Here is a 22,805-nt window from a genome sequence, read left to right as displayed (position 1 = left end):
GTCTTCTCCTGAATGCGTCGCGGGAAATCCCGCCGTGAGTCGTTGACGTATACGTCACATTACTATCTCGCAAACATACTTTCAAATTTAGTGAAAAATGGTTTTAAAAAATTAAGATGTGCTCACACTTTTCCCGTATCGCACAAAGAGCCGGTGTCGTTGGGATTAATCATGGGCAATTCTTAAGCTATTCAGGCCATTGAATGTCTACTGTTCAAGATAGGATGTGCTGTCACCGGATTCTCAGAGCGATATTATGAAAACCTTTATCCTTGGCCTCTCACTCATAGCCCTGACGGGATGTACCCTCACCAAGCAAGCGCAGGTCAGTGAAACCAACCCGACAAGCGGGATTGTCCGCCTCAGTTATAACCAGGCGATGATGCAAACGGCGCGCGCGGATGACTATGTTGCGCACGGTACGGCGACACGCGAATGTCAGCAGATGGGATACGCCAACGCCATCGCATTCGGTCAGCCAGTGTCAACCTGTAGCGTTTATGCCGGTTCGCTGTGCATGAACACCAGAATCACGCTGTCTTATCAGTGTCAGGGCGTAGCCATCCAGCCAATATCCGTTGGCGGGTATTAATATCTTTAGCCAGCATGACGCTGCTGGCTTTAATTATTCTCATTGCATATTTTTATATTTAATAGCGTTAATGCGTTTTATTCCCATTCGCATTTTTAATAATTAAATTTATTATTTTACCTTTTGCAAATAATTAAATAACAAATTATAGTGACGCCACATCAACGTATAATGATTCTTTGTGGAGCGGAACCATGCTGAAAACAGAAATGATCGACAAACTGAATGAGCAAATGAACCTTGAATTATATTCTTCTCTGCTCTACCAACAGATGAGCGCATGGTGCAGCTACCATAGCTTTGAAGGGGCGGCAGCGTTCCTGCGTCGTCACGCGCAGGAAGAGATGACGCATATGCAGCGCCTGTTCGATTATCTGACCGATACCGGTAGCTTACCGTGCATCAATACGATCTCTTCGCCTGCTGCCGAATATGCTTCACTGGATGAACTGTTCCGCGCCACCTACGAACACGAACAATTAATTACGCAGAAAATTAATGAACTGGCGCATGCCGCGATGACCAACCAGGATTATCCGACATTCAACTTCCTGCAATGGTATGTCGCTGAACAGCATGAAGAAGAGAAGTTATTTAAATCTATTATTGATAAATTAACGCTGGCAGGGAAAAGCGGTGAAGGTCTGTACTTCATCGATAAAGAACTGTCTACGCTTGATACCCAAAACTAAAATTAAACGGTGAGGCTCCCTCACCGTTTACGCTCAATGACGGCAGATCTTGCTTTCGTGCGTAGAGAAGCCGTCATCCTTCGCAATAAACTTCCCCTTCGCCGCCAGAAACGCCACCAGCTCCGCCGCCGTCATATCAGCAGCCGAACAGGTATGAAAACGCGCCTGTTCACCAAAACGCGCCGTAATCGCCGCTTCCAGGCTGGCATTCGAATACTGCTCGCCTGACTCAATCATCATATTCAGCACTTCGTGGCCGTGAATAGAATCCATACATCCTCCTCAATAAAGCCTGTAGCCTACCGGGAGCCGGTGAATAGCGCTTTGCGCTAACGCAGGTTTACATGCACAGCCGATGCAATCGTGGTGGCGCACGCCTTCATGCCAATTTTCGTAAACAATAGTATACACATGTTGTAACGGTAATTTGACGAAAATAATGTTATGCCTTACCCTGCGCCGCAGATATAACCGTTGATTATCTCTGGGACAGAGGAAAGCGTGAAAAATAGAACTCTGGGTAGTGTTTTTATCGTGGCGGGCACCACTATCGGCGCCGGTATGCTGGCGATGCCGTTGGCCGCCGCTGGCGTTGGTTTCAGCGTCACACTGGCGTTATTGATTGGGTTATGGGCATTGATGTGCTACACCGCGCTGTTGCTCCTGGAAGTATATCAGCACGTTCCGGCAGATACCGGGTTAGGAACGTTGGCAAAACGCTACCTCGGACGTTATGGGCAATGGATCACCGGCTTTAGCATGATGTTTCTGATGTATGCGCTCACAGCGGCCTATATCAGCGGGGCCGGCGAACTGCTGGCCTCAAGCATCAGCGACTGGACGGGCGCCGATATGTCTCCGGCGATGGGCGTTTTGCTGTTCACCGTGGTTGCCGGCGGCGTCGTGTGCGTCGGAACCTCGCTGGTCGATCTGTTCAACCGCTTTCTCTTCAGCGCCAAAATTATCTTCCTGATCGCCATGCTGGCGCTGCTGATGCCGCATATTCATAAAGTGAATCTGCTTACGCTGCCGCTGCAACAGGGTCTGGCGTTATCAGCAATTCCGGTCATTTTTACGTCGTTCGGTTTTCACGGCAGCGTACCCAGCATCGTCAGCTATATGAACGGTAATATTCGCAAACTGCGATGGGTGTTTATCACCGGTAGCGCAATCCCGCTGGTGGCATACATTTTCTGGCAGCTTGCCACGCTCGGCAGTATCAACTCCTCTACCTTTATGGGCTTGCTGGCCGATCATGCCGGGTTAAATGGCCTGTTGCAGGCCTTGCGTGAGGTGGTTGCCTCGCCGCACGTTGAACTGGCGGTGCATCTGTTTGCCGACCTGGCGCTGGCGACATCGTTTTTGGGTGTGGCGCTGGGATTGTTTGATTATCTGGCAGACCTGTTCCAGCGACGTAACACCGTTGCCGGGCGTCTGCAAACCGGCGCGATTACCTTCCTGCCGCCACTGGCGTTCGCACTCTTTTACCCGCGCGGCTTTGTGATGGCGCTGGGATATGCTGGCGTCGCGCTGGCGGTACTGGCGTTGCTGATCCCTTCCCTGCTCGCGTGGCAAAGCAGGAAGCATAATCCGCAGGCAACGTATCGCGTAGCGGGCGGCGTTCCGGCATTAGCCCTCGTCTTTACCTGTGGGATAGTGGTGATCGGCGTACAGTTCTGTATCGCCGCCGGGCTACTGCCTGAAGTGGGATAAAACAAAAGGGGCGCTAAGCCCCTTTTTTGTGTTTAGTGCAGACAGCACTGTTTATATTTTTTACCGCTGCCGCAGGGGCAAGGATCGTTGCGCCCTACCTTTACTTCCGCTCTTACCGGCACCTGCACCGGCGCTTCCTGCGGGTGCGCCATCCAGTACGCGTGTAAATCCAGGGCAGCCAGACGAATCGCGTTAACGCTCTCCTCAAACGCCTCTGGTGACATTTTTTCAACCACGGCGAAGTTCTCTTCCGTACCGTGCAGCGCAATGGCTTTCAGCGCGGGTTGTAGCGTATCCGGTAAGGTGGACCAGTCAGAGAGCGCGACCCCGCGCATATAGCCAAAGCACCACTCTTCCACGATGGTCAGCTCATGACCTTCGACTTCACGCAGACCGAACAGCGGTTCAAACTGTTCCGGGAACTCATTAAGCCTGTCTGCCGTATCCGCCATATGCTGAAACGCCAGTTCCATAAAACGCGTCATCTCCTTTTCAGAGGACCAGCGCGGAACATACTGCGCCCCACCCCATACCGCGACCAGCCATTGCTCTGGTTCAATCTCATACGGCGAACTGAGTACAGCCGTCAGTAAACCATCCAACTCTGACACATCCAGAATCGCGTGATCGGTATTGTACTTTGTCAGTACATCGTCCAGCCATTCCAGCTCGCTTTCGTTTAACGGTCCTGTTTTCATAACGCTTTTCCTCAGTGAAATACTCTCGCCCGCAATTATCTTACATGGCTGGCGAAGTAAGGGATACTTATTGGGGAAGGAATGGCAGACAAGATCATCAGCGAACAGATAACAGACACAAAAAAACCACCCGGAGGTGGTTTTACGACACTGCTTATTGCTTTGATTATTCTTGTCTTTCCCATGGTACCCGGAGTGGGACTTGAACCCACACAGCGCGAACGCCGAGGGATTTTAAATCCCTTGTGTCTACCGATTCCACCATCCGGGCTCGGGAAGAAAGTGGAGGCGCGTTCCGGAGTCGAACCGGACTAGACGGATTTGCAATCCGCTACATAACCGCTTTGCTAACGCGCCATATTCTTCAGGCTTTTCAGCCGGACACCCGCTATTGCCGATGTCTTTAAACTGGAGCGGGAAACGAGACTCGAACTCGCGACCCCGACCTTGGCAAGGTCGTGCTCTACCAACTGAGCTATTCCCGCATCATCAAGTAACTTTGTTAATCACTTGATTTTGTTATCGTCTGGCAACCTGCGCCGCCGTTCGATGCGTTGCATTCTACTTACCTGACGCAACGAGTCAACGATATTTTTCGCCACCCACGATCGTTTGCTGAAATTTGCGGCGAAACGATCACTGATCAAGCAAATCCCCGCGTGCAGCGCTCAAATACTGGAACATAGACCACAGCGTCAGCACGGCAGCAACGAAGAAAAGCGCGATCCCGGCATATTCCACCCAAATGTTTGGACGCCACAGCAGCCACGCCAGCGCCGCCATTTGCGAGGTGGTTTTCACTTTGCCGATCCAGGAGACCGCCACGCTGCTGCGTTTGCCCAGCTCGGCCATCCATTCACGCAGCGCGGAAATAATAATTTCACGCGCAATCATGGTCGCGGCAGGCAGCGTCACCCACCAGCTGTGATAATGCTCCGTCACCAGCACCATGGCGATCGCCACCAGCACCTTATCCGCCACCGGGTCAAGGAACGCGCCAAAACGCGTACTCTGGTTCCAGCGACGCGCCAGGAAACCGTCGAACCAGTCGGTCACGGCGGCGATACAGAAGATTAGCGCAGTAACGAAGGGAGCCCATGTAAATGGCAGATAAAACACCAATACAAAGAATGGGATCAGAATGACGCGAAACAGCGTGAGCAATGTAGGGATATTAAATTGCATAGTGACGGGTAACTATCTGTTGTCAGAGAAATTACCCCTATGTTGCTACAGAGACCTCAATGTTTCAACGAGTAGAAGATCTTTTCTGCCAGACCTTGCGAAATACCCGGCACTTTTGCAATTTCCTCAACACTCGCGTTACGTAGTCCTTGCAAACCGCCCATATATTTCAACAGCATTTGTCGACGTTTTGGCCCGACGCCTTCGATAGTTTCCAGCGTGCTGGTGTTTTTCACCTTCGCCCGTTTTTTGCGGTGCCCGCTGATGGCGTGATCGTGCGATTCATCGCGGATATGCTGAATAACGTGCAGCGCAGGCGAATCCGGCGGCAGGCTAAAGCCCTCCCCTTCGGGTTCAAAGAACAACGTCTCCAGACCGGCTTTACGATCGGCGCCTTTAGCAACGCCCAGCAATAAAGGATGATTTTTATCCCACGGCACATCCAGTTCAGCAAAAACGGTCTTCGCCTGACCAAGCTGGCCTTTACCGCCATCAATCAGAATAACGTCAGGAATCTTACTTTCTTCAATCGCCTTGCCATAGCGTCGGCGCAGAACCTGATTCATCGCCGCATAATCATCGCCCGGCGTAATTCCGGTAATGTTGTAGCGACGATACTCCGCACGCAGCGGCCCGTTAGCGTCAAAAACCACGCAGGAGGCCACCGTCTGTTCTCCCATCGTGTGGCTGATGTCAAAACACTCCATCCGCTTCACCGCAGGCAGCTTCAGCACGCTTGCCAGCGCGGTCAGACGCTGTGTGATCGTCGATTGCTGCGACAGTTTGCTGATCAGCGCCGTCGCGGCATTGGTTCGCGCCAGCTTCAGGTAACGAGCGCGATCGCCGCGCGGTTTGGTCTGCACATTAATGCGCCGCCCGGCCAGTTCGGACAAAGAATCCGCCAGCAGCGTTTTATCGCTCAGGTTGAAATCCAGCAGGATCTCTCCTGGCAGCGTGCGCATCTGGCTGCCTTGCAGATAGAACTGGCCGACGAACGTTTCCACCACTTCGCCCAGTTCCGTCCCGTTCGGCACTTTCGGGAAATAGCTACGGCTGCCCAGCACCTTGCCCTGGCGGATAAAAAGCACATGCACACAGGCCATACCCGCATCGAACGCCACGCCGATAACGTCCAGATCGTCGCCAGTATTGGAGACAAACTGTTTCTCAGTAACGCGGCGCACAGCCTGAATTTGGTCGCGTATGCGCGCGGCCTCTTCAAATTCCAGATTCTGGCTGGCTTTTTCCATTCGGGCGATCAATTGGGTCAGAACCTGATCGTCTTTCCCGGATAAAAACAGCCGAACGTACTCCACCTGCTGCGCATACTCATCTTCACTCACCAGTCCTTCTACGCACGGCCCGAGGCAGCGGCCAATCTGATATTGCAGACAAGGACGCGAGCGGTTGCGGTAGACGCTGTTTTCGCACTGACGAATGGGAAAGACTTTTTGCAGCAGGGCCAGGGTTTCACGCACGGCATACCCGTTCGGGAACGGGCCAAAGTATTCACCTTTGGCATGTTTCGCCCCGCGATGCATTGCCAGGCGTGGATGGGTGTCACCGCTAAGAAAGATGAAAGGATAGGATTTATCATCGCGCAATAACACGTTATAGCGCGGTTGATACAATTTGATGTAGTTGTGTTCGAGCAATAGCGCTTCGGTCTCGGTATGCGTCACCGTGACATCAATTTGCTGAATTTGCGCAACCAATGCTTCGGTTTTTCGCGAAGCAAGGTTGCTGCGGAAATAGCTGGAAAGCCGTTTTTTCAGGTCTTTCGCTTTACCGACATAAATAACCGTACCACCGGCATCATACATACGATAAACGCCGGGTTGGCTGGTCACGGTTTTTAAAAATGCTTTCGCATCAAACAGAACACTCACTAGCTTGTTAACGTCTCCGCATTACACAGGCCGTGGCGAATTGCCAGGTGAGTCAACTCAACATCACCATGAATGTTTAGTTTACTGAACATTCTGTAGCGATAGCTGTTCACCGTTTTAGGACTGAGATTCAGTTGTTCTGAGATCTCATTAACCTTCTGGCCCCTGGTGATCATCAGCATAATCTGCAACTCGCGTTCAGACAAACTGGCAAAAGGCGTTTCTGTTTTCTCAGGCTCAATCTGGCTCAGCGCCATCTGTTGAGCGATATCTGAAGCAATATAACGCTGCCCGGAAAAAACCGAACGAATCGCGCTGACCACTTCCTGAGGCGCAGCGCCTTTACTCAGATACCCTGCGGCTCCGGCCTGCATGACTTTCGCCGGTAGCGGGTTTTCCGTATGGATCGTCAGCATGATCACTTTAATATCAGCGCTTGAGCGGGCAATTTTGCGCGTCGCCTCAAGACCGCCGATTCCGGGCATGTTCATGTCCATCAGCACAACGTCGACGGCGTTCGCGCGGCACCACTTTACGGCGTCCTCGCCACAACAGGCTTCACCGACAACCTTTATGCCCTTTATATCTTCCAGAATGCGTCGTATCCCTGCGCGCACCAGTTCGTGGTCATCAACAAGAAGAACGTTGATCAAAGGAATATCTCCAGAATAGGGATAACGCTACTGATAGTTAATCGACCCTATATTAGCGGGTTTTATCTCAACTTTGAAACGTAAAAAACGTGGGGCATTCGATTTTGCTCTCGTTTTTGGAAATTAGATTGTACGCTTCGTGGAAACTCCCACAGCTAACGGCCTTTTTTTACCCTCTATTTCTGCATAATAGTTTCAGAATAGTGACAAAAAATTCACTCACTTCCGTCGAAATGCTAAATAGGCAAGCAAGTTTGTAACAATAATTAACGCGCGAAATACGCGAGGTAAACAAAAAAATGAGGAAAATATATGCCTCGCAAGGCGTTGTTTATTTTAATGGCGCTGGTTTGATTTGCGATCAAAAAACAACCACTGCTATTTTTGGCGCAGCTTATGGTATACTCCGCCGCCTTAACATTTGCCATCGCACTTTTTCACTGAAACATAACGAGGAAAATAAATGAGTACGCCTGATTTTTCCACTGCCGAGAATAATCAAGAACTGGCCAATGAAGTCACCTGCCTGAAAGCCATGTTGACCCTGATGCTACAGGCAATGGGGCAAGCCGACGCAGGGCGCGTGATTCTTAAGATGGAAAAACAGATCGCGCAGATTGAAGATGAAACGCAGGCCGCGGTATTTTCCAGCACTGTTAAGCAAATTAAACAAGCTTACCGCCAGTAACAGGAAACCGGCTGAGAGTGAAACTTTCAGCCGGTTTTGCGTCTGGCACGCAGAACATTCGTTTTTTCAGATCAGGCCCGTCGCGGCCGCATAGCAGGCAATCTGCGTTTTATTCGGCGCGTTAAACTTTTTCTGCATGTTTTTCTGATGAAAGTTAACGGTGTTCTCTGAGATGGACAGAATCATCGCGATCTCTGATGACGTCTTTCCTTCCGCCGTCCACTTCAGGATCTCTTTCTCTCGCTTACTGAAGCGCATTTCTGGCGTCATCACCATTTCATCCTCCAGCCGCGTCAGCGCCGACAGGCTCTCACGCACCAGCAGTTGCAACCGGAGTTCAATTTCATCATGTGCAAACGGCGCATGGCGGGCGCTCGCCCGGGAGACAGAGAGGAAGCCCAGCGCCCGATTCGGCAGCATCAGGCATTGCGTCGCCCCCCGGCGTAGACCGTGCGCGCGCGCCGCGTCCCATAGCGACTGCGCTTCGCTAAATAAGGCATCATTCCATGCCAGATGCCCCTGGCGGAAATTTTCCGGCTTTAATACCGGATCAATAGAGAAATAGTTTTCAGACTGATAATGCGCCACCCACGCTTGCGGGTACGTGGTGTGAACGGAGATTTTTGGCCGCGTAAACGGGACGGGATGGCGAACACACAGCGCATAATAATCATATTCAAGCTGCTGTGTCTGATGTTGTAATTCAGTGTAGACATCTTCTGCCGTCGCCATTTCCTGAAAGCGTACCAGCATACTCCGTCGCCAGGTGAAGAAATCATTTTCCTGCATACTAAACGGTAACACCCCTGAGATTGATAATCATTATAATGTTTAAAACAAGCTAACACATAAATGAAGTTTATATGTAGAAAATATCGGTCAGATGGCGAATTACTTGAGGTGTGTTTCACCCGGCGGGAGAACACAAAGGGATTACGGCTATAATCAGGCGGGTATTATTGATATTTATTTAAATACACTCGCCCAAAACGGGATTATTTCAGGCGAGTGCGCGAAAACACTTATTGCATCAGGAACTTCTCAAGAAACTGACGCGTGCGTGGTTGCTGAGGATTGGCAAATAACGGTTTGGCCGCGCCCTGCTCCACAATGCGCCCCTGATCCATAAATATCACCCGGTCAGCCACGTCGCGCGCAAAGCTCATTTCATGCGTCACGATGACCATCGTGCGCTTTTCCTGCGCCAGCTGGCGTATCGTACTGAGCACCTCCCCCACCAGCTCAGGGTCGAGCGCGGAAGTCGGTTCATCAAACAAAATCACCTCCGGGCGCATCGCCAGCGCGCGGGCAATCGCCACACGCTGCTGCTGCCCACCGGACAGACGACGCGGATAGCTGGTCTCTTTCCCGGCCAGTCCTACCTTCGCCAGCAGTTCCCGCGCTAATGCCGTTGCTTCGGCTTTGGGCTCGCCTTTCACAATCACCGGCCCTTCAATGATGTTCTCCAGTACGGTACGGTGCGGAAACAGATTAAAGTTCTGGAATACGAACCCCACATGCTGACGCAACTGGCGAATTAGCCCTTTTTGCTTGTTTAACGAGCTTGCGGTATCAATGGTAATGTCGCCCACTTTGATGGTGCCCGCCTCAGGCTGCTCCAGCAAATTAATGCTGCGCAACAGCGTTGTTTTACCGGAACCGCTGGGGCCGATAATCGCCACCACCTCACCAGGTTTCACCTCCAGGTCGATGCCGTGCAACACCGTCTGACCGTGGAACTTTTTCACCAGGTTTTTAACTTCAATCGCACTCATTTTGGCTCTCTCTCCTGGCGGTTAAGCTGCTCTTCAAAATAGTTTTGCAGCGCGGAAAGTACCGTCGCCATCACCCAGTAGATCAGCGATGCCGCCAGATACATGGTAAAGACTTCCAGCGTACGCGAGGTAATCAGCTGCGCCTGACGGAACAGTTCCGGCACCTGAATCGTGGCGGCCAGGGAGGTATCTTTCACCAGGCTGATGAAACTGTTGCTCAGCGGCGGCAACGCCACGCGGGCGGCCTGCGGCAAAATCGCGCGACGCAGCGTTTGCCACGGCGTCATACCGATACTTGCCGCGGCTTCCCACTGACCTTTGTCGATAGAAGAGATCGCCGCACGCAGCGTTTCCGAAGTGTAGGCTGCGGTATTCAGCGACAGGCCAATCATCGCCGCCGGGATCGGGTCCAGCTCAATGCCAAACTGCGGCAGGCCGTAGTAGATCATAAAAAGCTGGGCAATCAGCGGCGTACCGCGAAAAATGGAGATATAAAAACGCGCCAGCCAGCGGACAGGCAGCAGGGGCGACATGCGCATCAGCGCGAGAATGAAGCCCAGCAGCAGGCCGAAAAACATCCCGCCAATACTCAGTTGTAGCGTAAACACCGCACCTTTAAGCAGATACGGCAGCGAATCAATCACCAGTTGGATACTTTCTTGCATGAGTGTTTTTCTACCCGGAAGTTACACGTGAGGATGGTAGGCAAACAGCGCTGGCGCCCCACCGGTATGAATAAAGAGAATCGGGCCTTCATCTTTGAAGCGCTTCTGGCTGATGCCATCGATCAGGCCCGCCATCGCTTTCCCCGTATAGACAGGGTCAAGCAGAATGCCTTCCAGGCGCGCCAGCAGCTTCACGGCCTCCATCCCCTCTTCATTCGGCGTTCCGTATCCCGGCGCGAAATAGTCGTCCCACAGCAGGATGTCCGCCGCGGCGGTCAGTTCCAGCTCTTTAGCAATCGCTTGTTGCAGCGTAACCACTTTAGGCTTCTGATCGATAACCTTGCGCGACACGGTCACGCCGATCAACTCAACATCTGGCATCAATTGTTCCAGACCTACCGCCAGCCCGGCGTGCGTACCGGCGCTTCCCGACGCCACCACCACGGAGGACAGCTGTACCGCGCCCTCGCACTGCTGGGCGATTTCCAGCGCGCTTTCCACGTATCCCATTGCGCCTAATGGGCTGGAGCCGCCGACCGGAATCACATACGGCCTGAAACCCTGCGCCTCAATACGGGTCGCCAGTTCCTGTAGCTGGGCGTCAGGATCGGTCAGCGCGTCGCACATCTCAATTTGCGTATTAAAAAGGTCCAGCAGCAGACGATTGCCGTTGGTCAGGTAGTTTTCCGCCGTCGTACCGATGGGATTTTCCAGTAACGCAACGCAGTGTAATCCCAGTTTTGCCGCTACCGCCGCCGTCTGGCGAACGTGGTTCGACTGGATGGCGCCCGCCGTAATCAGCGTATCCGCGCCTTCACGCAGCGCATCGGCAGCCAGAAATTCAAGCTTACGCAGTTTATTCCCGCCCATTGCCATCGGCGTTACGTCATCGCGTTTAATGAAAATGTCGCGACCCAGATAATCAGATAAACGCGGCAGGTATTCGAGTGGCGTTGGCGCGCCAATAAATTCCAGGCGTGGGAACCGCGTTAAATTATGCAGTGGCATAAAGCCTCCGGTATTCATTGTTGTGATGTTCTTTTTATTATGCACGTTCAAACGGATGAAATAAAAAAGGCGCCGTATTAAAGCGCCTTTTTTTGCAATTATGACGATTATTTAGTCACATCTGCGCCAAACCATTTCTCAGACAGCGCTTTCAGCGTGCCGTCTTTCTGCATATCGGCAATGGCGCCATCTACCGCTTTCAGCAGATCTTCATTGCCTTTACGCAGCGCCACACCGGCTTCCTGACGGGAGAACGCTTCGCCGGTAACGGCCAGCGTGTCTTTGGTTTTCTTCACCAGATCCAATGCGGCCAGGCGATCCACCAGAATAGCGTCAATACGGCCTACGCGCAGATCCTGGTATTTCGTCGGATCGTCATCATAGGTGCGAATGTCTACACCCTGTACGTTCTGGCGCAACCACTCTTCGTAGTTTGTTCCCAGACCAACGCCGACCTTCTTACCTTTCAGGTCAGCCGCCGTGTTGATGCTGCCTTCATTGCCTTTTTTCACCAGCGCCTGAATACCAGAAATAGTATAAGGTGTTGAGAAGTCGTATTTTTTCTTACGTTCGTCGGAGATGGTGACCTGGTTGATAACCACATCAATACGTTTGGAATCCAGCGACGCCAGCATACCGTCCCATTTGGTCGGTTTCAGCGAGGCTTTTACGCCGAGGTGTTTCGCCAGTTCTTCTGCGAACTCCACTTCAAACCCGGTCAGTTTGCCGTCATCACCCTGAAAACTGAACGGCGGGTAAGTCCCTTCCAGGCCTACCAGCAGCGTGCCGCGCTCTTTTACTTTGTTTAACAGACCTTCATCTGCATAACTCTTCACGCTCATCCCGGCGACAAGTGCAACTGCCATCACACCCATCAGAGCCTGACGTCCCAGAAGTGCTAATTTCATAGTTACCCCGAATGTTGTCATTAATGACCGTAGTGTAGAGGGTTTGCTGCTAATCACAAACACGACTCCGCTACATCTTATTCATTTTTAATATATATCAGAAGTAGCCATCCGGGATGATTTCTGCATCTGTCCGGCATGCGTATGCGTTTTATACTGTTCGTACTTACGCAGCGCGATCCGATAGTTATTGGTGCTGGTTTCGGGTAACCACGGGGCCAGGTTTTCATCAAGAAAACCTTCCTGTAGCAGGTCGTGAGAGATGTTCTGTTCGGTGAGATGGTTGCCCAGGCGACGCAGGCGTACGACATATTCACGCACGGTGCCGTGGCTCATTTCGGTTTGCTCAAACAAAAATTGTTTAAAACCGATGATGTCAAAGAAGTCACTCTGCTCTTTGCAGTGCAGATCGCCGCAGAAACGGCACAGCGCCGACCACTCCTTCTGCTCCTCCTGCCATTGTGCGTCGTCCATCAGCGTATCCAGGCGGGAAATCGCGATTTTATTGACAATCTGCCCCCGGCGAACCAACGTGATCCTGTCGAGCAATTTATGGCAATGAGCGCAATGCGTCTGGCTGTGTTTAAAGTCTTTGAGGTAGCGGCTTAGTGGCCGTCTTTTAGATTGCTGCACCGTCATGAGAACTCCTGGTAGTCAATACGTTGTGCGGCACTATTAAGGGGCGACGACGATCGCCCTTTATAACTTACCCAGCTTGGTGCGTAGACGTTTGATGGCCTGGCTGTGCAACTGGCTTACCCGTGACTCGCCGACTTCCAGCACCGCGCCAATCTCCTTCAGATTGAGCTCTTCCTGGTAATACAGCGTCAACACCAGCTGTTCGCGTTCTGGCAACGATTCAATCGCATCCATCACACGCTGGCGTAAATTGCTCTCAAGGAGCTGTTGTAACGGGTTTTCCTGCTGGTGTTCTTCCGTCACCAGCTCAATGCTATCGCCATGCTCTTCCCGCCACTCGTCATAAGAGAAGAGTTGGCTGTTATTGGTATCAAGCAACATCTGACGATACTCTTCCACAGGAATAGCCAGCCGCTCCGCCACCTCAGTTTCCGTCGCGTTGCGCCCTAATTCCTGCTCCAGTTGCCCCATCGCCTGCGCCACTTCGCGAGCATTGCGCCGGACGCTACGCGGCACCCAGTCACGGCTGCGTAGTTCATCCAGCATCGCTCCACGAATACGCTGCACTGCGTAAGTGGTAAATGCCGTTCCTTGCAGAGCGTCATATCGGTCAACTGCATTCAATAACCCGATACCGCCCGCTTGTAGCAGATCGTCCAGTTCCACGCTCGCCGGCAAACGCACCTGCAGGCGCAATGCTTCGTGACGCACCAGCGGTACATAACGCTGCCACAGCGAGTGTTTATCCATTACACCTTCAGCGGTATACAGTGAATTCACGATAAACAGCCCTGCGTTAGTTGAGTTATCGGCATGATTATCCGATTCTGGAGGGCGTTCAATTGGATGAAAAAGGGGAATAAAATGAGGTTATTCTGGGCTTGCCTATTACAAGGACTGTTTTTTCGCTAAATTAACAATTGTAACAATGAGAGATCATCTCCCAATCTTACACTCTCTATTTGCTGATGAAACAACTGTTGAACATCCTGATTATGCTGGCTAAGAGAGTGAAAACTGTAAATAACATCAACAATATTATCTTGTTCAATTTTCCCCGTCGCCATTACATGGCCCGCAAGTAACGTTTTGATGAAATAGAATTCAGCAACGATTAAATAAAGATTATTCAGCATGCTACGGCCATTATTTTGCGGAAACCCCTGCTGCCACAGCTTGTATTTGAAGAAATTCTTAAACAGGTGCTCATTATCTTTAAGATAATTTTCCGCCACATCACACCATTCAGCTTCAATTTTTCTCATTGTTGACTCAGCGGAAACCGTATCACCCGTCGCGTCAAAGTGCCCGTATAATTGCGTGAAATAATGGTTCAACACCCGACCACCACGACTCGACATTTTCTTCGTGAAGTAACCTTGCATTAGTGAGATCAGTGCAAACTTAAGACTATAGTTTTGATTGAAATTCTGTAACTCGGTCAGTACCTTACCGCTAACCAGTTCATTAACCAGAGCACGATAGACATTCTCCAGGTCGCTAATGCTTTCTTCAATGCTGTCAACTTTCTCAGCCACCATGAGAAATTTCACCATAGTGTAAATTTGTTCTTCAACACTGACATCTGTCACATTGAATATATTCTGGCAAAAGAGATTGATAACCTTAATCTTCATGTCAAGTAATGGCGCGTTATTATAATCCTGCTGAACGCCTGTTGATTCCATCATAGACATCGAATCTTTATCGCTCAGAAGAAGCCTCGTGACTTCGGGACATGAAAGGTTGAGTGATTTTTCAACTTCATTTTTATAGATTCTGCTCGTACGAGGGAATGTCGAGCAGGTAGGACTTAATGCCTGGGCCCCCATTGTGCTATGAATAGAGCAAAGCCTTTCAGCATCCATAAACGGACAACCTTTGCTTTCCGTCTGAAAGATAACTTCCCCCCAGTGTTGATAGTGTTTTTTTGTAATTTTAATCCCTGTTTTCGCAATACGGCGGATAGAACTATCTCTGCTGTTCACATAGCGATTAACAGAAGACTTATCAAATACAATTGTCCAGCCCTGACAACAATGCTCACGACATTCCCCGCCCACGCAGGAAAAGTCTGCGACCAGTTTCGGTTGGGTGACAATGATCTGTTTCATAAGCTGATTCTCAAAAGTAAGAGATAAAAAAACCCCGCCGTAGCGGGGTTATAAACGAGAGGATTAACGCAGCAGAGACAGAACAGTCTGCGGAACCTGGTTCGCCTGAGACAGTACAGAAGTGCCAGCCTGCTGCAGGATCTGCGCACGGCTCATGTTGGAAACTTCAGTTGCGTAGTCAGCATCCTGAATACGAGACTGTGCCGCAGACAGGTTGGTAGAAGTGTTGTTCAGGTTATTAATAGCAGACTCGAAACGGTTCTGCACCGCACCCAGGCCGCTACGTGCGCTATCAACGGTAGCAATAGCATCATCGATAGTTTTCAGATCAGTTGCTTGCAGAGTTTTAAGATCAATCGCATCTACTTTCAGAGTAGCACTATCCGCTTTAGCTCCACTCAGATCCAGATCGATGGTATCGCCGTCGTTCACACCAACCTGAATTTTAACAACCCCAGCAGCACCCGCACTACCATCCAGCAGTTTGATGCCGTTGAAGTCGGTTTTACCTGCAACACGGTCGATTTCAGCCAGGCGAGCAGTAACTTCATCCTGCAGGGACTGCAGATCGCTCTCGCTGTTAGTACCGTTGCTTGCCTGAACAGCCAGTTCACGGATACGCTGCAAGTTGTTGTTGATTTCGTTCAGAGAACCTTCAGCAGTCTGCGCCATGGAGATGCCATCGTTCGCGTTACGGGCGGCCTGGTTCATACCTTTGATCTGAGAGGTCATACGGTTTGCAATTGCCTGACCAGCCGCATCATCTTTCGCGCTGTTGATACGCAGACCAGAGGACAGACGCTCAATAGCCGTACCCAGTGCAGACTGAGATTTGTTCAGGTTGTTCTGAGTAGTCAGGGACATCAGGTTAGTATTGATAACTGCCATAATTTTCTTTCCTTCAAAAATTGGATTTTAGGTCCGGTGCCTAACACTCACAGCGTCTCTCACCGTCAACAAGGGTATCGGCGCTTCTTCAAAGGACTTTAGAAATAAACAATAAAAACTTTCAACTTATTATTTTTAAAGGAAATAATCTCGTTAACCATAGCTAAACCTCTGATATTTACCCTCTGAACAATAAGTTTTCTTTCAAACAATCCCTCTATATGAAAGTAACAGCCCCCCCTTTTCTGGCGATTATTTTTAATCCTGATGTGTAAACTTTTTTGCATTCTGTCCGATAACAAATCCAGACATACCCAAGACTCAAGGAAAATAAACATGGCTACTATTAGTAACCTGGGGGTTGGCTCTAATCTGGATTTAACGACGTTGTATAACCAGTTGGAGACAGCTGAAAGAACGAAGCTTACAGCAATTACAACTCAGCAGACCACCTACAACGCCCAGTTAAGCGCATACGGAAAACTACAAAGTGCGTTAACTAATCTACAAACTGCAACAGCAGCACTTGGCAAAACAGCGACCTGGAACTCAACGACGGTTGGTAGCACTAATACATCGTTCAGCGCCACAACTACCAGTGATGCAGCCGTAGGCAGTTATAGTATTAATGTCGGCCAGGTAGCAAAAGCACAGGTATTAATGTCCGATAGCTTTACCAGCGGCACTGAAAAGCTGGGAGGGACAACGACTGACGGAACACGCACCATTACGATTACCCAGCCGGGAACCGAAGATCCGCTGGAAATCACACTGTCAGATTCTGATACCAGTTTGAATGGCATTGCCAGCGCGATCAATAAAGCAAACGGTAATGTCACCGCGACAGTGATTAAGGCAGAAGACGGAGATTACCGTTTGATGCTTACCTCGAAATCAACGGGTACAGATTATGATATGACTGTTACCGTTACCGGGGATGACACGCTACAGCAAAAAATCGGACACGATGCGACATCATCGGGTTTGAACGTACAGACAGCTTCGCAAAATGCCGAAGTAACGGTTAATGGCGTAAAAATCGTTCGCTCCAGTAATACCATTTCAGATGCAGTGACAGGGCTCACACTGACACTGAAAGCAAAAAGCACAGCCGATGAGACGCTAGAGATTACCCGCGCTACGGAGGAGAACAATAAGGCTATCAGCGACTGGGTGACGGCTTATAATGCATTACAGTCTACTATCGCTAGCGTGACAAAATACGTCAAAACAGACACAGGTTCCTCTAGTCAGTCCAGCAACAATGGCGCGCTTTTAGGCGATACTAATGTTCGCTCTATTCAGTCCCAGTTGCGTAGCCTGCTTACGGATGTACAAGGTGGAACTTACGCCATTATGGCGCAGTTAGGTATTACTCAGGATCCAACTGTCGGCTCTGACGGCTCCACCGGAAACCTGAAGATTGATACAACTAAATTAACCAAAGCCTTGACAGATAATCCTCAAGCTGTGCAGGAATACTTTATCGGTGATGGCAAAACGACCGGTTTCGCCACTCAGATGAACAATACCCTGACCAAAATGCTGGATACCACTTCTGGTAGCACTGGGGTAATTAAAAATGCGCAGGATGGCATTAACAAAACGCTCAAGACATTAGAACAGCGCTATGACGCGATGGAAGCCTCCATAGAAGCAACTATGGCGCGCTACAAAGCACAGTTCACCTCGCTGGATAAGTTGATCAGTCAGATGAACAATACTGCAAACTACCTGACTCAGCAGTTTAGCTCATCAAGCAGTTAAGGAATTGATATGTATAGTAAAAGTGGTGTTCTTTCCTACCAGAAAGTCGGGGTGGAAAGTGCGGTGATGAGTGCCGACCCACACCAACTGGTTGTTATGCTTTTTGACGGGGCACTGAGTGCTCTCGTCAGGGCACGACTATTCCTGGAGCAGGGAGAACTGTTATCAAAAGGTGAGGCGCTGTCAAAAGCGATCAATATTATTGATAACGGCCTCAAGGCGGGACTCAACATGGACGTTGAAGGAGAGCTTTCCCGCAATCTGGCATCACTTTACGATTACATGGTACGCCGTTTGTTACTGGCCAACTTACATAACGACGTTGAAGCTATCATTGAAGTAGAGGGATTGCTAACCAATATCGCTGATGCCTGGAAACAGATCGGTTCATCGGTTTCACCCGTTCAGGATACCCTTTGATGACTAACTGCATCTCGTCGCTTACCAACTGGCATGCCTTGCATGCCCTTAGTATCACAATGCTGAATCTTGCTCATTCAGGAAAATGGGATGAACTGATTGAGCAGGAGATGAATTATGTGCAACTGGTGGAGAGTATCGCTGGTAACCCCATCACTCCCGACGATACGTTTCTGATAAACCAGGCAAAAGAGATCCTGAGTGCCGTACTCCGTAACGAAGCTGAGTTAAAAACGCTGTTGCAGCACCGTATGGAAGAACTACGTCAGCTTATAGACCAGACTGGAAAACAGCAGTCCGTCTCCACGACATACGGGAACCTGGCGGGAAATATTCTGTTCCCCAGTAACCTGAATCAATAATTTTTCCCAATCTGCAATTCTCATCCATACTCCAGAAGTTAGCCTGACGGCTTCTGGAGCACGGAAGATGAAAAACCCCACGCTATTGCAGTACTTCCACTGGTATTACCCTGACGGCGGCAAGCTCTGGCCAGAACTGGCTGAGCGCGCTGGCGGCCTCAATGATATCGGCATTAATATGGTCTGGTTACCGCCCGCCTATAAAGGCGCGTCCGGCGGGTATTCCGTAGGTTATGACTCGTATGACCTGTTTGATCTGGGTGAGTTTGATCAGAAAGGATCTGTCGCCACAAAATATGGCGACAAAGCGCAGCTGCTGGCCGCCATTGAGGCGCTAAAGCAAAATGACATTGCGGTTTTGCTCGACGTGGTCGTCAACCACAAAATGGGCGCGGATGAAAAAGAGGCCATTCGCGTACAGCGGGTCAATGAAGATGATCGCACGCAAATCGATGACGAGATCATCGAATGTGAAGGCTGGACGCGTTACACCTTCCCTGCCCGCGCCGGTCAATATTCGCAGTTTATCTGGGATTTCAAATGCTTCAGCGGTATTGATCACATCGAAAACCCGGACGAAGATGGCATCTTTAAGATCGTCAACGACTACACTGGCGACGGCTGGAACGACCAGGTCGATGATGAGATGGGTAATTTCGACTATCTGATGGGCGAAAACATCGACTTTCGCAACCATGCGGTCACCGAGGAGATCAAATACTGGGCGCGTTGGGTAATGGCGCAAACCCATTGCGACGGCTTCCGCCTGGATGCGGTCAAACACATTCCGGCCTGGTTTTATAAAGAGTGGATAGAACACGTCCAGGAGGTTGCGCCAAAGCCGCTGTTCATTGTGGCGGAGTACTGGTCTCATGAAGTGGACAAGCTACAAGCCTATATCGATCAGGTGGATGGAAAAACCATGCTGTTCGACGCGCCGCTACAGATGAACTTCCACGAAGCCTCTCGTCGGGGGCGTGATTACGATATGAGCCAGATTTTCACCGACACGCTGGTGGAAGCCGATCCTTTCCATGCCGTAACGCTCGTGGCAAATCACGATACCCAACCGTTACAGGCGCTTGAAGCGCCCGTTGAGGCCTGGTTTAAGCCGCTGGCCTATGCGTTGATCCTGTTGCGGGAGAACGGCGTACCGTCAGTGTTCTACCCTGATCTCTACGGCGCACATTACGAAGATACGGGTGGCGACGGCGAAACCTACACCATTGATATGCCCGTTATCGAACAGCTCGATCAACTGATTCTCGCGCGCCAGCGTTTTGCCCACGGCATCCAGACGCTCTTTTTCGACCACCCCAACTGCGTTGCCTTTAGCCGTAGCGGTACAGACGACGATCCTGGCTGCGTGGTCGTACTTTCCAACGGCGATGACGGCGAAAAGACCATTACGCTAGGTGAAAATTACGCCAACAAGACCTGGCGTGATTTTTTAGGTAATCGGGAAGAGCGCGTAACCACCGATGAACAGGGTGAGGCCACGTTTACCTGCAACGGTGGCTGCGTCAGCGTATGGGTCATTGAAGATGCACTGTAAGTACAGGGGAGAACATCGGCCGGGTAAGCGTTAGCGCCCCCGGCATCAACATGATTACCGCCAGCGTTTACAGAAAATGTTTACGGTAACTGACTCGCGAGCGGATGTTTCGATAAATAGTCGGCGCATTCGGTCGTGGGTCGGTCCACGCGTTGCAGCGTCATACCATCATATTCCAGCGTGTTCCCTTCACGCTCAATCTCATAGAGTTCGCGCTTCACCGTAACGTTGGTTAAATCACCGGAAAGCAGCGTCAGTTTACCCGGCAGGGCAATCACCCGCTGCCACTGACGGCAATCCAGGGTATCTCCTTCTTTGGTCACCACCAGACTGGCTATCGCCTCGGGGCTTACCAGTTTGCGCTGAGGGCCTTTTGACTGCCAGTATCCTTCCAGTCCGGCTGGCGCTGGCGTCTTCACCACATCGTTATAATTCTGTACCTCTGCACACCCGGTAAGGACCAGAAATGCGCCAACGATCGCTATTTTTTTCATCATTCATCCTGCATGCGAAGAAAACAGGATTGTGGCATTAAAGCCCTGATGTCGCCAGCCTTTCAGGGCCAACAAGTAATATTGATCCAGTCGATATTACTTCTTATTAGTAGTAGGCAAAAAATCTGATCGGTGTACTATCCGCTCTTCTTTTATTTTCCTTCTGAGTTCAGAGGCTAAGAAAGCATGTCATGGCAACAATTCAAACAAGCCTGGTTAGTTAAATTCTGGGCGCCTGTCCCTGCGGTCATCGCAGCAGGTATTCTCTCCACTTATTATTTCGGTATCACCGGTACGTTCTGGGCTGTTACGGGCGAATTCACCCGCTGGGGTGGACAAATCCTCCAGCTGTTTGGCGTTCATGCTGAAGAGTGGGGTTACTACAAGCTGATCCATCTGGAAGGTTCCCCTCTTACCCGCATCGACGGGATGATGATCCTCGGCATGTTCGGCGGCTGCTTTGCCGCGGCACTGTGGGCCAACAACGTTAAATTACGTATGCCGCGCAGTCGTATCCGCATTATGCAGGCGATTATCGGCGGGATGATTGCCGGTTTTGGCGCACGCATGGCGATGGGCTGCAATCTGGCAGCCTTCTTCACCGGTATTCCGCAGTTTTCTCTTCATGCCTGGTTCTTTGCGCTGGCAACCGCCATCGGTTCCTGGTTCGGCGCGCGCTTCACGCTACTGCCCATATTCCGTATCCCGGTCAAAATGCAGAAAGTCTCCGCTGCCTCGCCGCTGACGCAGAAGCCGGATCAGGCACGCCGCCGTTTCCGTCTGGGGATGCTGGTCTTTATCGGCATGATCGGCTGGGCGCTGCTGACGGCGATGAACCAGCCAAAACTGGGGCTGGCCATGCTGTTCGGCGTGGGTTTTGGTCTGCTGATTGAACGTGCGCAAATTTGTTTCACCTCGGCCTTCCGTGACCTGTGGATCACCGGTCGCACCCATATGGCGAAAGCCATCATCTTCGGGATGGCGGTGAGCGCTATCGGAATTTTCAGCTACGTACAGTTAGGCGTGGAAGCGAAGATTATGTGGGCTGGCCCGAACGCCGTTATCGGCGGTCTGCTGTTTGGTTTTGGCATCGTGCTGGCGGGCGGGTGTGAAACCGGCTGGATGTACCGCGCCGTGGAAGGTCAGGTGCACTACTGGTGGGTGGGCCTCGGCAACGTTATCGGCTCCACTATTCTGGCATATTACTGGGATGATTTTGCCCCGGCGCTGGCAACCCGTTGGGACAAAGTGAATCTGCTCGACACCTTCGGCCCTCTGGGCGGCCTGCTGGTCACTTATCTGCTGCTGTTTGCCGCGCTGATGCTGATAATCGGTTGGGAAAAACGTTTCTTCCGTCGCTCCGGGTTAATCCCTGCTAAGGAATCCGCATGAAAAATATCGTTCCTGATTACCGTCTTGATATGGTCGGCGAGCCCTGCCCTTACCCGGCCGTCGCCACGCTGGAAGCGATGCCGCAGTTAAAAAAGGGAGAAATTCTGGAAGTGGTGAGCGACTGCCCGCAATCCATCAATAATATTCCGCTGGATGCGCGCAACCACGGCTATACGGTGCTGGATATTCAGCAGGATGGCCCAACAATTCGCTATCTGATTCAGAAGTAATCATTTGCCGGATGATGGCGCAAGCGCCTTATCCGGCCTGCATGATGCATTCAGCAGGTCTGGCTACACCTGCATGGACATCACTTCCTGGTACGCCGACATCAGTTTGTTGCGTACCTGAATACCCATCTGCATTGAGACAGACGCTTTTTGCATATCGGTCATCACATCATTAAGCGCAATGCCTGGCTCACCCAGAGTAAATTTTTCTGCCTGTACGCGCGCGGTGGTTTGCGTGTCACTGATGCGATTCAGTGCCGCATGCAGTTGACCGGCAAAACTTACGGTTGGTTGCGGCAGCGCGTCTTGCGCCCGTGCGGACATCGCCGTTGCCTGTAGCTGGCTGATGACCCCTTCAATCCCCTGTATTGCTGACATGCTAATCCCCTGGATGATTTTTTACACAGCAGAGATTACCAGTTTGTCAATAAGATAAAGGCGCTAAATAGCGATAAAAAACCTCGGTTTTTGGCGCATA

Annotated in this window: 27 protein-coding genes and 3 tRNA genes; 11 read left to right on the top strand and 19 right to left on the bottom strand. The window is 50.9% G+C overall.

What is annotated here, in order from left to right; genetic code table 11:
- The first annotated feature begins 256 nt into the window (after positions 1-256).
- A complete protein-coding gene (locus OGX93_RS01210) occupies positions 257-592 on the top strand; it encodes a YecR-like family lipoprotein (protein ID WP_012131940.1) in 336 nt (111 codons plus the stop codon).
- Between the two features lie 194 nt (positions 593-786).
- On the top strand, positions 787-1,284 hold the full coding sequence (gene ftnA, locus OGX93_RS01205; protein WP_012131939.1) for a non-heme ferritin: 498 nt from the start codon (positions 787-789) through the stop codon (positions 1,282-1,284).
- A gap of 33 nt (positions 1,285-1,317) precedes the next feature.
- Here ftnA and OGX93_RS01200 read toward each other — a convergent pair whose 3' ends face one another.
- A complete protein-coding gene (locus OGX93_RS01200; RefSeq protein WP_012131938.1) occupies positions 1,318-1,557 on the bottom strand; it encodes a YecH family metal-binding protein in 240 nt (79 codons plus the stop codon).
- Between the two features lie 228 nt (positions 1,558-1,785).
- Here OGX93_RS01200 and tyrP point away from each other — a divergent pair, with 228 nt between their 5' ends.
- Positions 1,786-2,997, top strand: coding sequence for a tyrosine transporter TyrP (gene tyrP, locus OGX93_RS01195; RefSeq protein WP_024130240.1), 1,212 nt, complete (start codon positions 1,786-1,788; stop codon positions 2,995-2,997).
- Positions 2,998-3,029: 32 nt separating this feature from the next.
- Here the strand turns inward: tyrP and OGX93_RS01190 are convergent, their stop codons facing one another.
- The 7 genes from OGX93_RS01190 to uvrY form a co-directional block, all read right to left on the bottom strand.
- Complete coding sequence (locus OGX93_RS01190) at positions 3,030-3,695, bottom strand: YecA/YgfB family protein (protein ID WP_047463105.1); 666 nt, start codon at positions 3,693-3,695, stop codon at positions 3,030-3,032.
- A gap of 184 nt (positions 3,696-3,879) precedes the next feature.
- Positions 3,880-3,966: transfer RNA gene (locus tag OGX93_RS01185), tRNA-Leu, on the bottom strand.
- Between the two features lie 12 nt (positions 3,967-3,978).
- Positions 3,979-4,052 (bottom strand) — tRNA-Cys (locus OGX93_RS01180).
- Positions 4,053-4,104: 52 nt separating this feature from the next.
- Positions 4,105-4,180: transfer RNA gene (locus tag OGX93_RS01175), tRNA-Gly, on the bottom strand.
- Positions 4,181-4,331: 151 nt separating this feature from the next.
- Positions 4,332-4,880 (bottom strand): CDP-diacylglycerol--glycerol-3-phosphate 3-phosphatidyltransferase, encoded by a 549-nt coding sequence (gene pgsA / locus OGX93_RS01170; protein ID WP_012131934.1) that lies wholly within the window; start codon positions 4,878-4,880, stop codon positions 4,332-4,334.
- Between the two features lie 56 nt (positions 4,881-4,936).
- On the bottom strand, positions 4,937-6,769 hold the full coding sequence (uvrC, locus tag OGX93_RS01165; RefSeq protein WP_049011661.1) for an excinuclease ABC subunit UvrC: 1,833 nt from the start codon (positions 6,767-6,769) through the stop codon (positions 4,937-4,939).
- Complete coding sequence (gene uvrY / locus OGX93_RS01160; RefSeq protein ID WP_012131932.1) at positions 6,769-7,422, bottom strand: UvrY/SirA/GacA family response regulator transcription factor; 654 nt, start codon at positions 7,420-7,422, stop codon at positions 6,769-6,771. The genes uvrC and uvrY overlap by 1 nt, the downstream gene beginning before the upstream one ends.
- A gap of 396 nt (positions 7,423-7,818) precedes the next feature.
- On the opposite strand from uvrY, the gene OGX93_RS22320 reads away from it, so the two are divergent.
- Both OGX93_RS22320 and OGX93_RS01150 read left to right on the top strand, forming a co-directional pair.
- Entirely contained in the window at positions 7,819-7,866 is a 48-nt protein-coding gene (locus OGX93_RS22320) for a hypothetical protein (RefSeq protein WP_418222342.1), read from the top strand.
- Positions 7,867-7,885: 19 nt separating this feature from the next.
- Complete coding sequence (locus OGX93_RS01150; protein WP_012131931.1) at positions 7,886-8,110, top strand: DUF2594 family protein; 225 nt, start codon at positions 7,886-7,888, stop codon at positions 8,108-8,110.
- Positions 8,111-8,176: 66 nt separating this feature from the next.
- Here OGX93_RS01150 and sdiA read toward each other — a convergent pair whose 3' ends face one another.
- From sdiA to OGX93_RS01105, 9 genes are all read right to left on the bottom strand, one after another.
- On the bottom strand, positions 8,177-8,899 hold the full coding sequence (gene sdiA / locus OGX93_RS01145) for a quorum-sensing transcriptional regulator SdiA (protein WP_012131930.1): 723 nt from the start codon (positions 8,897-8,899) through the stop codon (positions 8,177-8,179).
- A 233-nt stretch (positions 8,900-9,132) separates the two neighbouring features.
- Positions 9,133-9,885 (bottom strand): L-cystine ABC transporter ATP-binding protein TcyN, encoded by a 753-nt coding sequence (gene tcyN, locus OGX93_RS01140; RefSeq protein WP_012131929.1) that lies wholly within the window; start codon positions 9,883-9,885, stop codon positions 9,133-9,135.
- Positions 9,882-10,550 (bottom strand): cystine ABC transporter permease, encoded by a 669-nt coding sequence (gene tcyL, locus OGX93_RS01135; protein WP_198447565.1) that lies wholly within the window; start codon positions 10,548-10,550, stop codon positions 9,882-9,884. Before tcyL ends, tcyN begins: the two co-directional genes overlap by 4 nt.
- A gap of 21 nt (positions 10,551-10,571) precedes the next feature.
- Positions 10,572-11,558, bottom strand: coding sequence for a D-cysteine desulfhydrase (dcyD, locus tag OGX93_RS01130; protein WP_047463099.1), 987 nt, complete (start codon positions 11,556-11,558; stop codon positions 10,572-10,574).
- Between the two features lie 107 nt (positions 11,559-11,665).
- The gene (tcyJ, locus tag OGX93_RS01125; protein WP_024130238.1) at positions 11,666-12,466 is read right to left on the bottom strand and encodes a cystine ABC transporter substrate-binding protein; all 801 of its coding nucleotides are present in this window, start codon (positions 12,464-12,466) and stop codon (positions 11,666-11,668) included.
- A gap of 87 nt (positions 12,467-12,553) precedes the next feature.
- Complete coding sequence (fliZ, locus tag OGX93_RS01120; protein ID WP_012131925.1) at positions 12,554-13,105, bottom strand: flagella biosynthesis regulatory protein FliZ; 552 nt, start codon at positions 13,103-13,105, stop codon at positions 12,554-12,556.
- Between the two features lie 60 nt (positions 13,106-13,165).
- On the bottom strand, positions 13,166-13,885 hold the full coding sequence (fliA, locus tag OGX93_RS01115) for an RNA polymerase sigma factor FliA (RefSeq protein ID WP_024130237.1): 720 nt from the start codon (positions 13,883-13,885) through the stop codon (positions 13,166-13,168).
- Between the two features lie 128 nt (positions 13,886-14,013).
- Entirely contained in the window at positions 14,014-15,219 is a 1,206-nt protein-coding gene (gene fliB, locus OGX93_RS01110) for a flagellin lysine-N-methylase (RefSeq protein ID WP_286449265.1), read from the bottom strand.
- A gap of 63 nt (positions 15,220-15,282) precedes the next feature.
- Complete coding sequence (locus tag OGX93_RS01105; RefSeq protein WP_286449266.1) at positions 15,283-16,107, bottom strand: flagellin N-terminal helical domain-containing protein; 825 nt, start codon at positions 16,105-16,107, stop codon at positions 15,283-15,285.
- Between the two features lie 336 nt (positions 16,108-16,443).
- Between OGX93_RS01105 and fliD the strand changes: the two genes are divergently transcribed.
- The 4 genes from fliD (at position 16,444) to amyA (ending at position 20,211) form a co-directional block, all read left to right on the top strand.
- Entirely contained in the window at positions 16,444-17,874 is a 1,431-nt protein-coding gene (gene fliD, locus OGX93_RS01100; RefSeq protein WP_286449267.1) for a flagellar filament capping protein FliD, read from the top strand.
- A 9-nt stretch (positions 17,875-17,883) separates the two neighbouring features.
- Positions 17,884-18,294, top strand: coding sequence for a flagellar export chaperone FliS (gene fliS, locus OGX93_RS01095; protein ID WP_275155643.1), 411 nt, complete (start codon positions 17,884-17,886; stop codon positions 18,292-18,294).
- Positions 18,294-18,656, top strand: a complete 363-nt coding sequence (fliT, locus tag OGX93_RS01090; protein WP_115625632.1) for a flagella biosynthesis regulatory protein FliT — start codon at positions 18,294-18,296, stop codon at positions 18,654-18,656. The genes fliS and fliT overlap by 1 nt, the downstream gene beginning before the upstream one ends.
- Before the next feature lie 67 nt (positions 18,657-18,723).
- Positions 18,724-20,211, top strand: coding sequence for an alpha-amylase (gene amyA, locus OGX93_RS01085; protein WP_286449268.1), 1,488 nt, complete (start codon positions 18,724-18,726; stop codon positions 20,209-20,211).
- Positions 20,212-20,291: 80 nt separating this feature from the next.
- On the opposite strand, the gene yedD is transcribed toward amyA, so the two are convergent.
- Complete coding sequence (yedD, locus tag OGX93_RS01080; RefSeq protein ID WP_047463076.1) at positions 20,292-20,705, bottom strand: lipoprotein YedD; 414 nt, start codon at positions 20,703-20,705, stop codon at positions 20,292-20,294.
- Between the two features lie 186 nt (positions 20,706-20,891).
- Here yedD and yedE point away from each other — a divergent pair, with 186 nt between their 5' ends.
- Both yedE and yedF read left to right on the top strand, forming a co-directional pair.
- Positions 20,892-22,097, top strand: a complete 1,206-nt coding sequence (gene yedE, locus OGX93_RS01075; RefSeq protein WP_200090721.1) for a selenium metabolism membrane protein YedE/FdhT — start codon at positions 20,892-20,894, stop codon at positions 22,095-22,097.
- Positions 22,094-22,327, top strand: a complete 234-nt coding sequence (yedF, locus tag OGX93_RS01070; protein ID WP_000790504.1) for a sulfurtransferase-like selenium metabolism protein YedF — start codon at positions 22,094-22,096, stop codon at positions 22,325-22,327. Before yedE ends, yedF begins: the two co-directional genes overlap by 4 nt.
- A 63-nt stretch (positions 22,328-22,390) precedes the next feature.
- On the opposite strand, the gene fliE is transcribed toward yedF, so the two are convergent.
- Positions 22,391-22,705 (bottom strand): flagellar hook-basal body complex protein FliE, encoded by a 315-nt coding sequence (gene fliE / locus OGX93_RS01065; RefSeq protein WP_012131910.1) that lies wholly within the window; start codon positions 22,703-22,705, stop codon positions 22,391-22,393.
- Positions 22,706-22,805: the final 100 nt, after the last annotated feature.

Source organism: Citrobacter sp. CK195, assembly GCF_030333365.1.
Lineage (GTDB): Bacteria > Pseudomonadota > Gammaproteobacteria > Enterobacterales > Enterobacteriaceae > Citrobacter_B > Citrobacter_B koseri.
The sequence above is the reverse complement of the archived record's forward strand: the minus strand, read 5'-3'. Positions and strand labels throughout refer to the sequence as shown.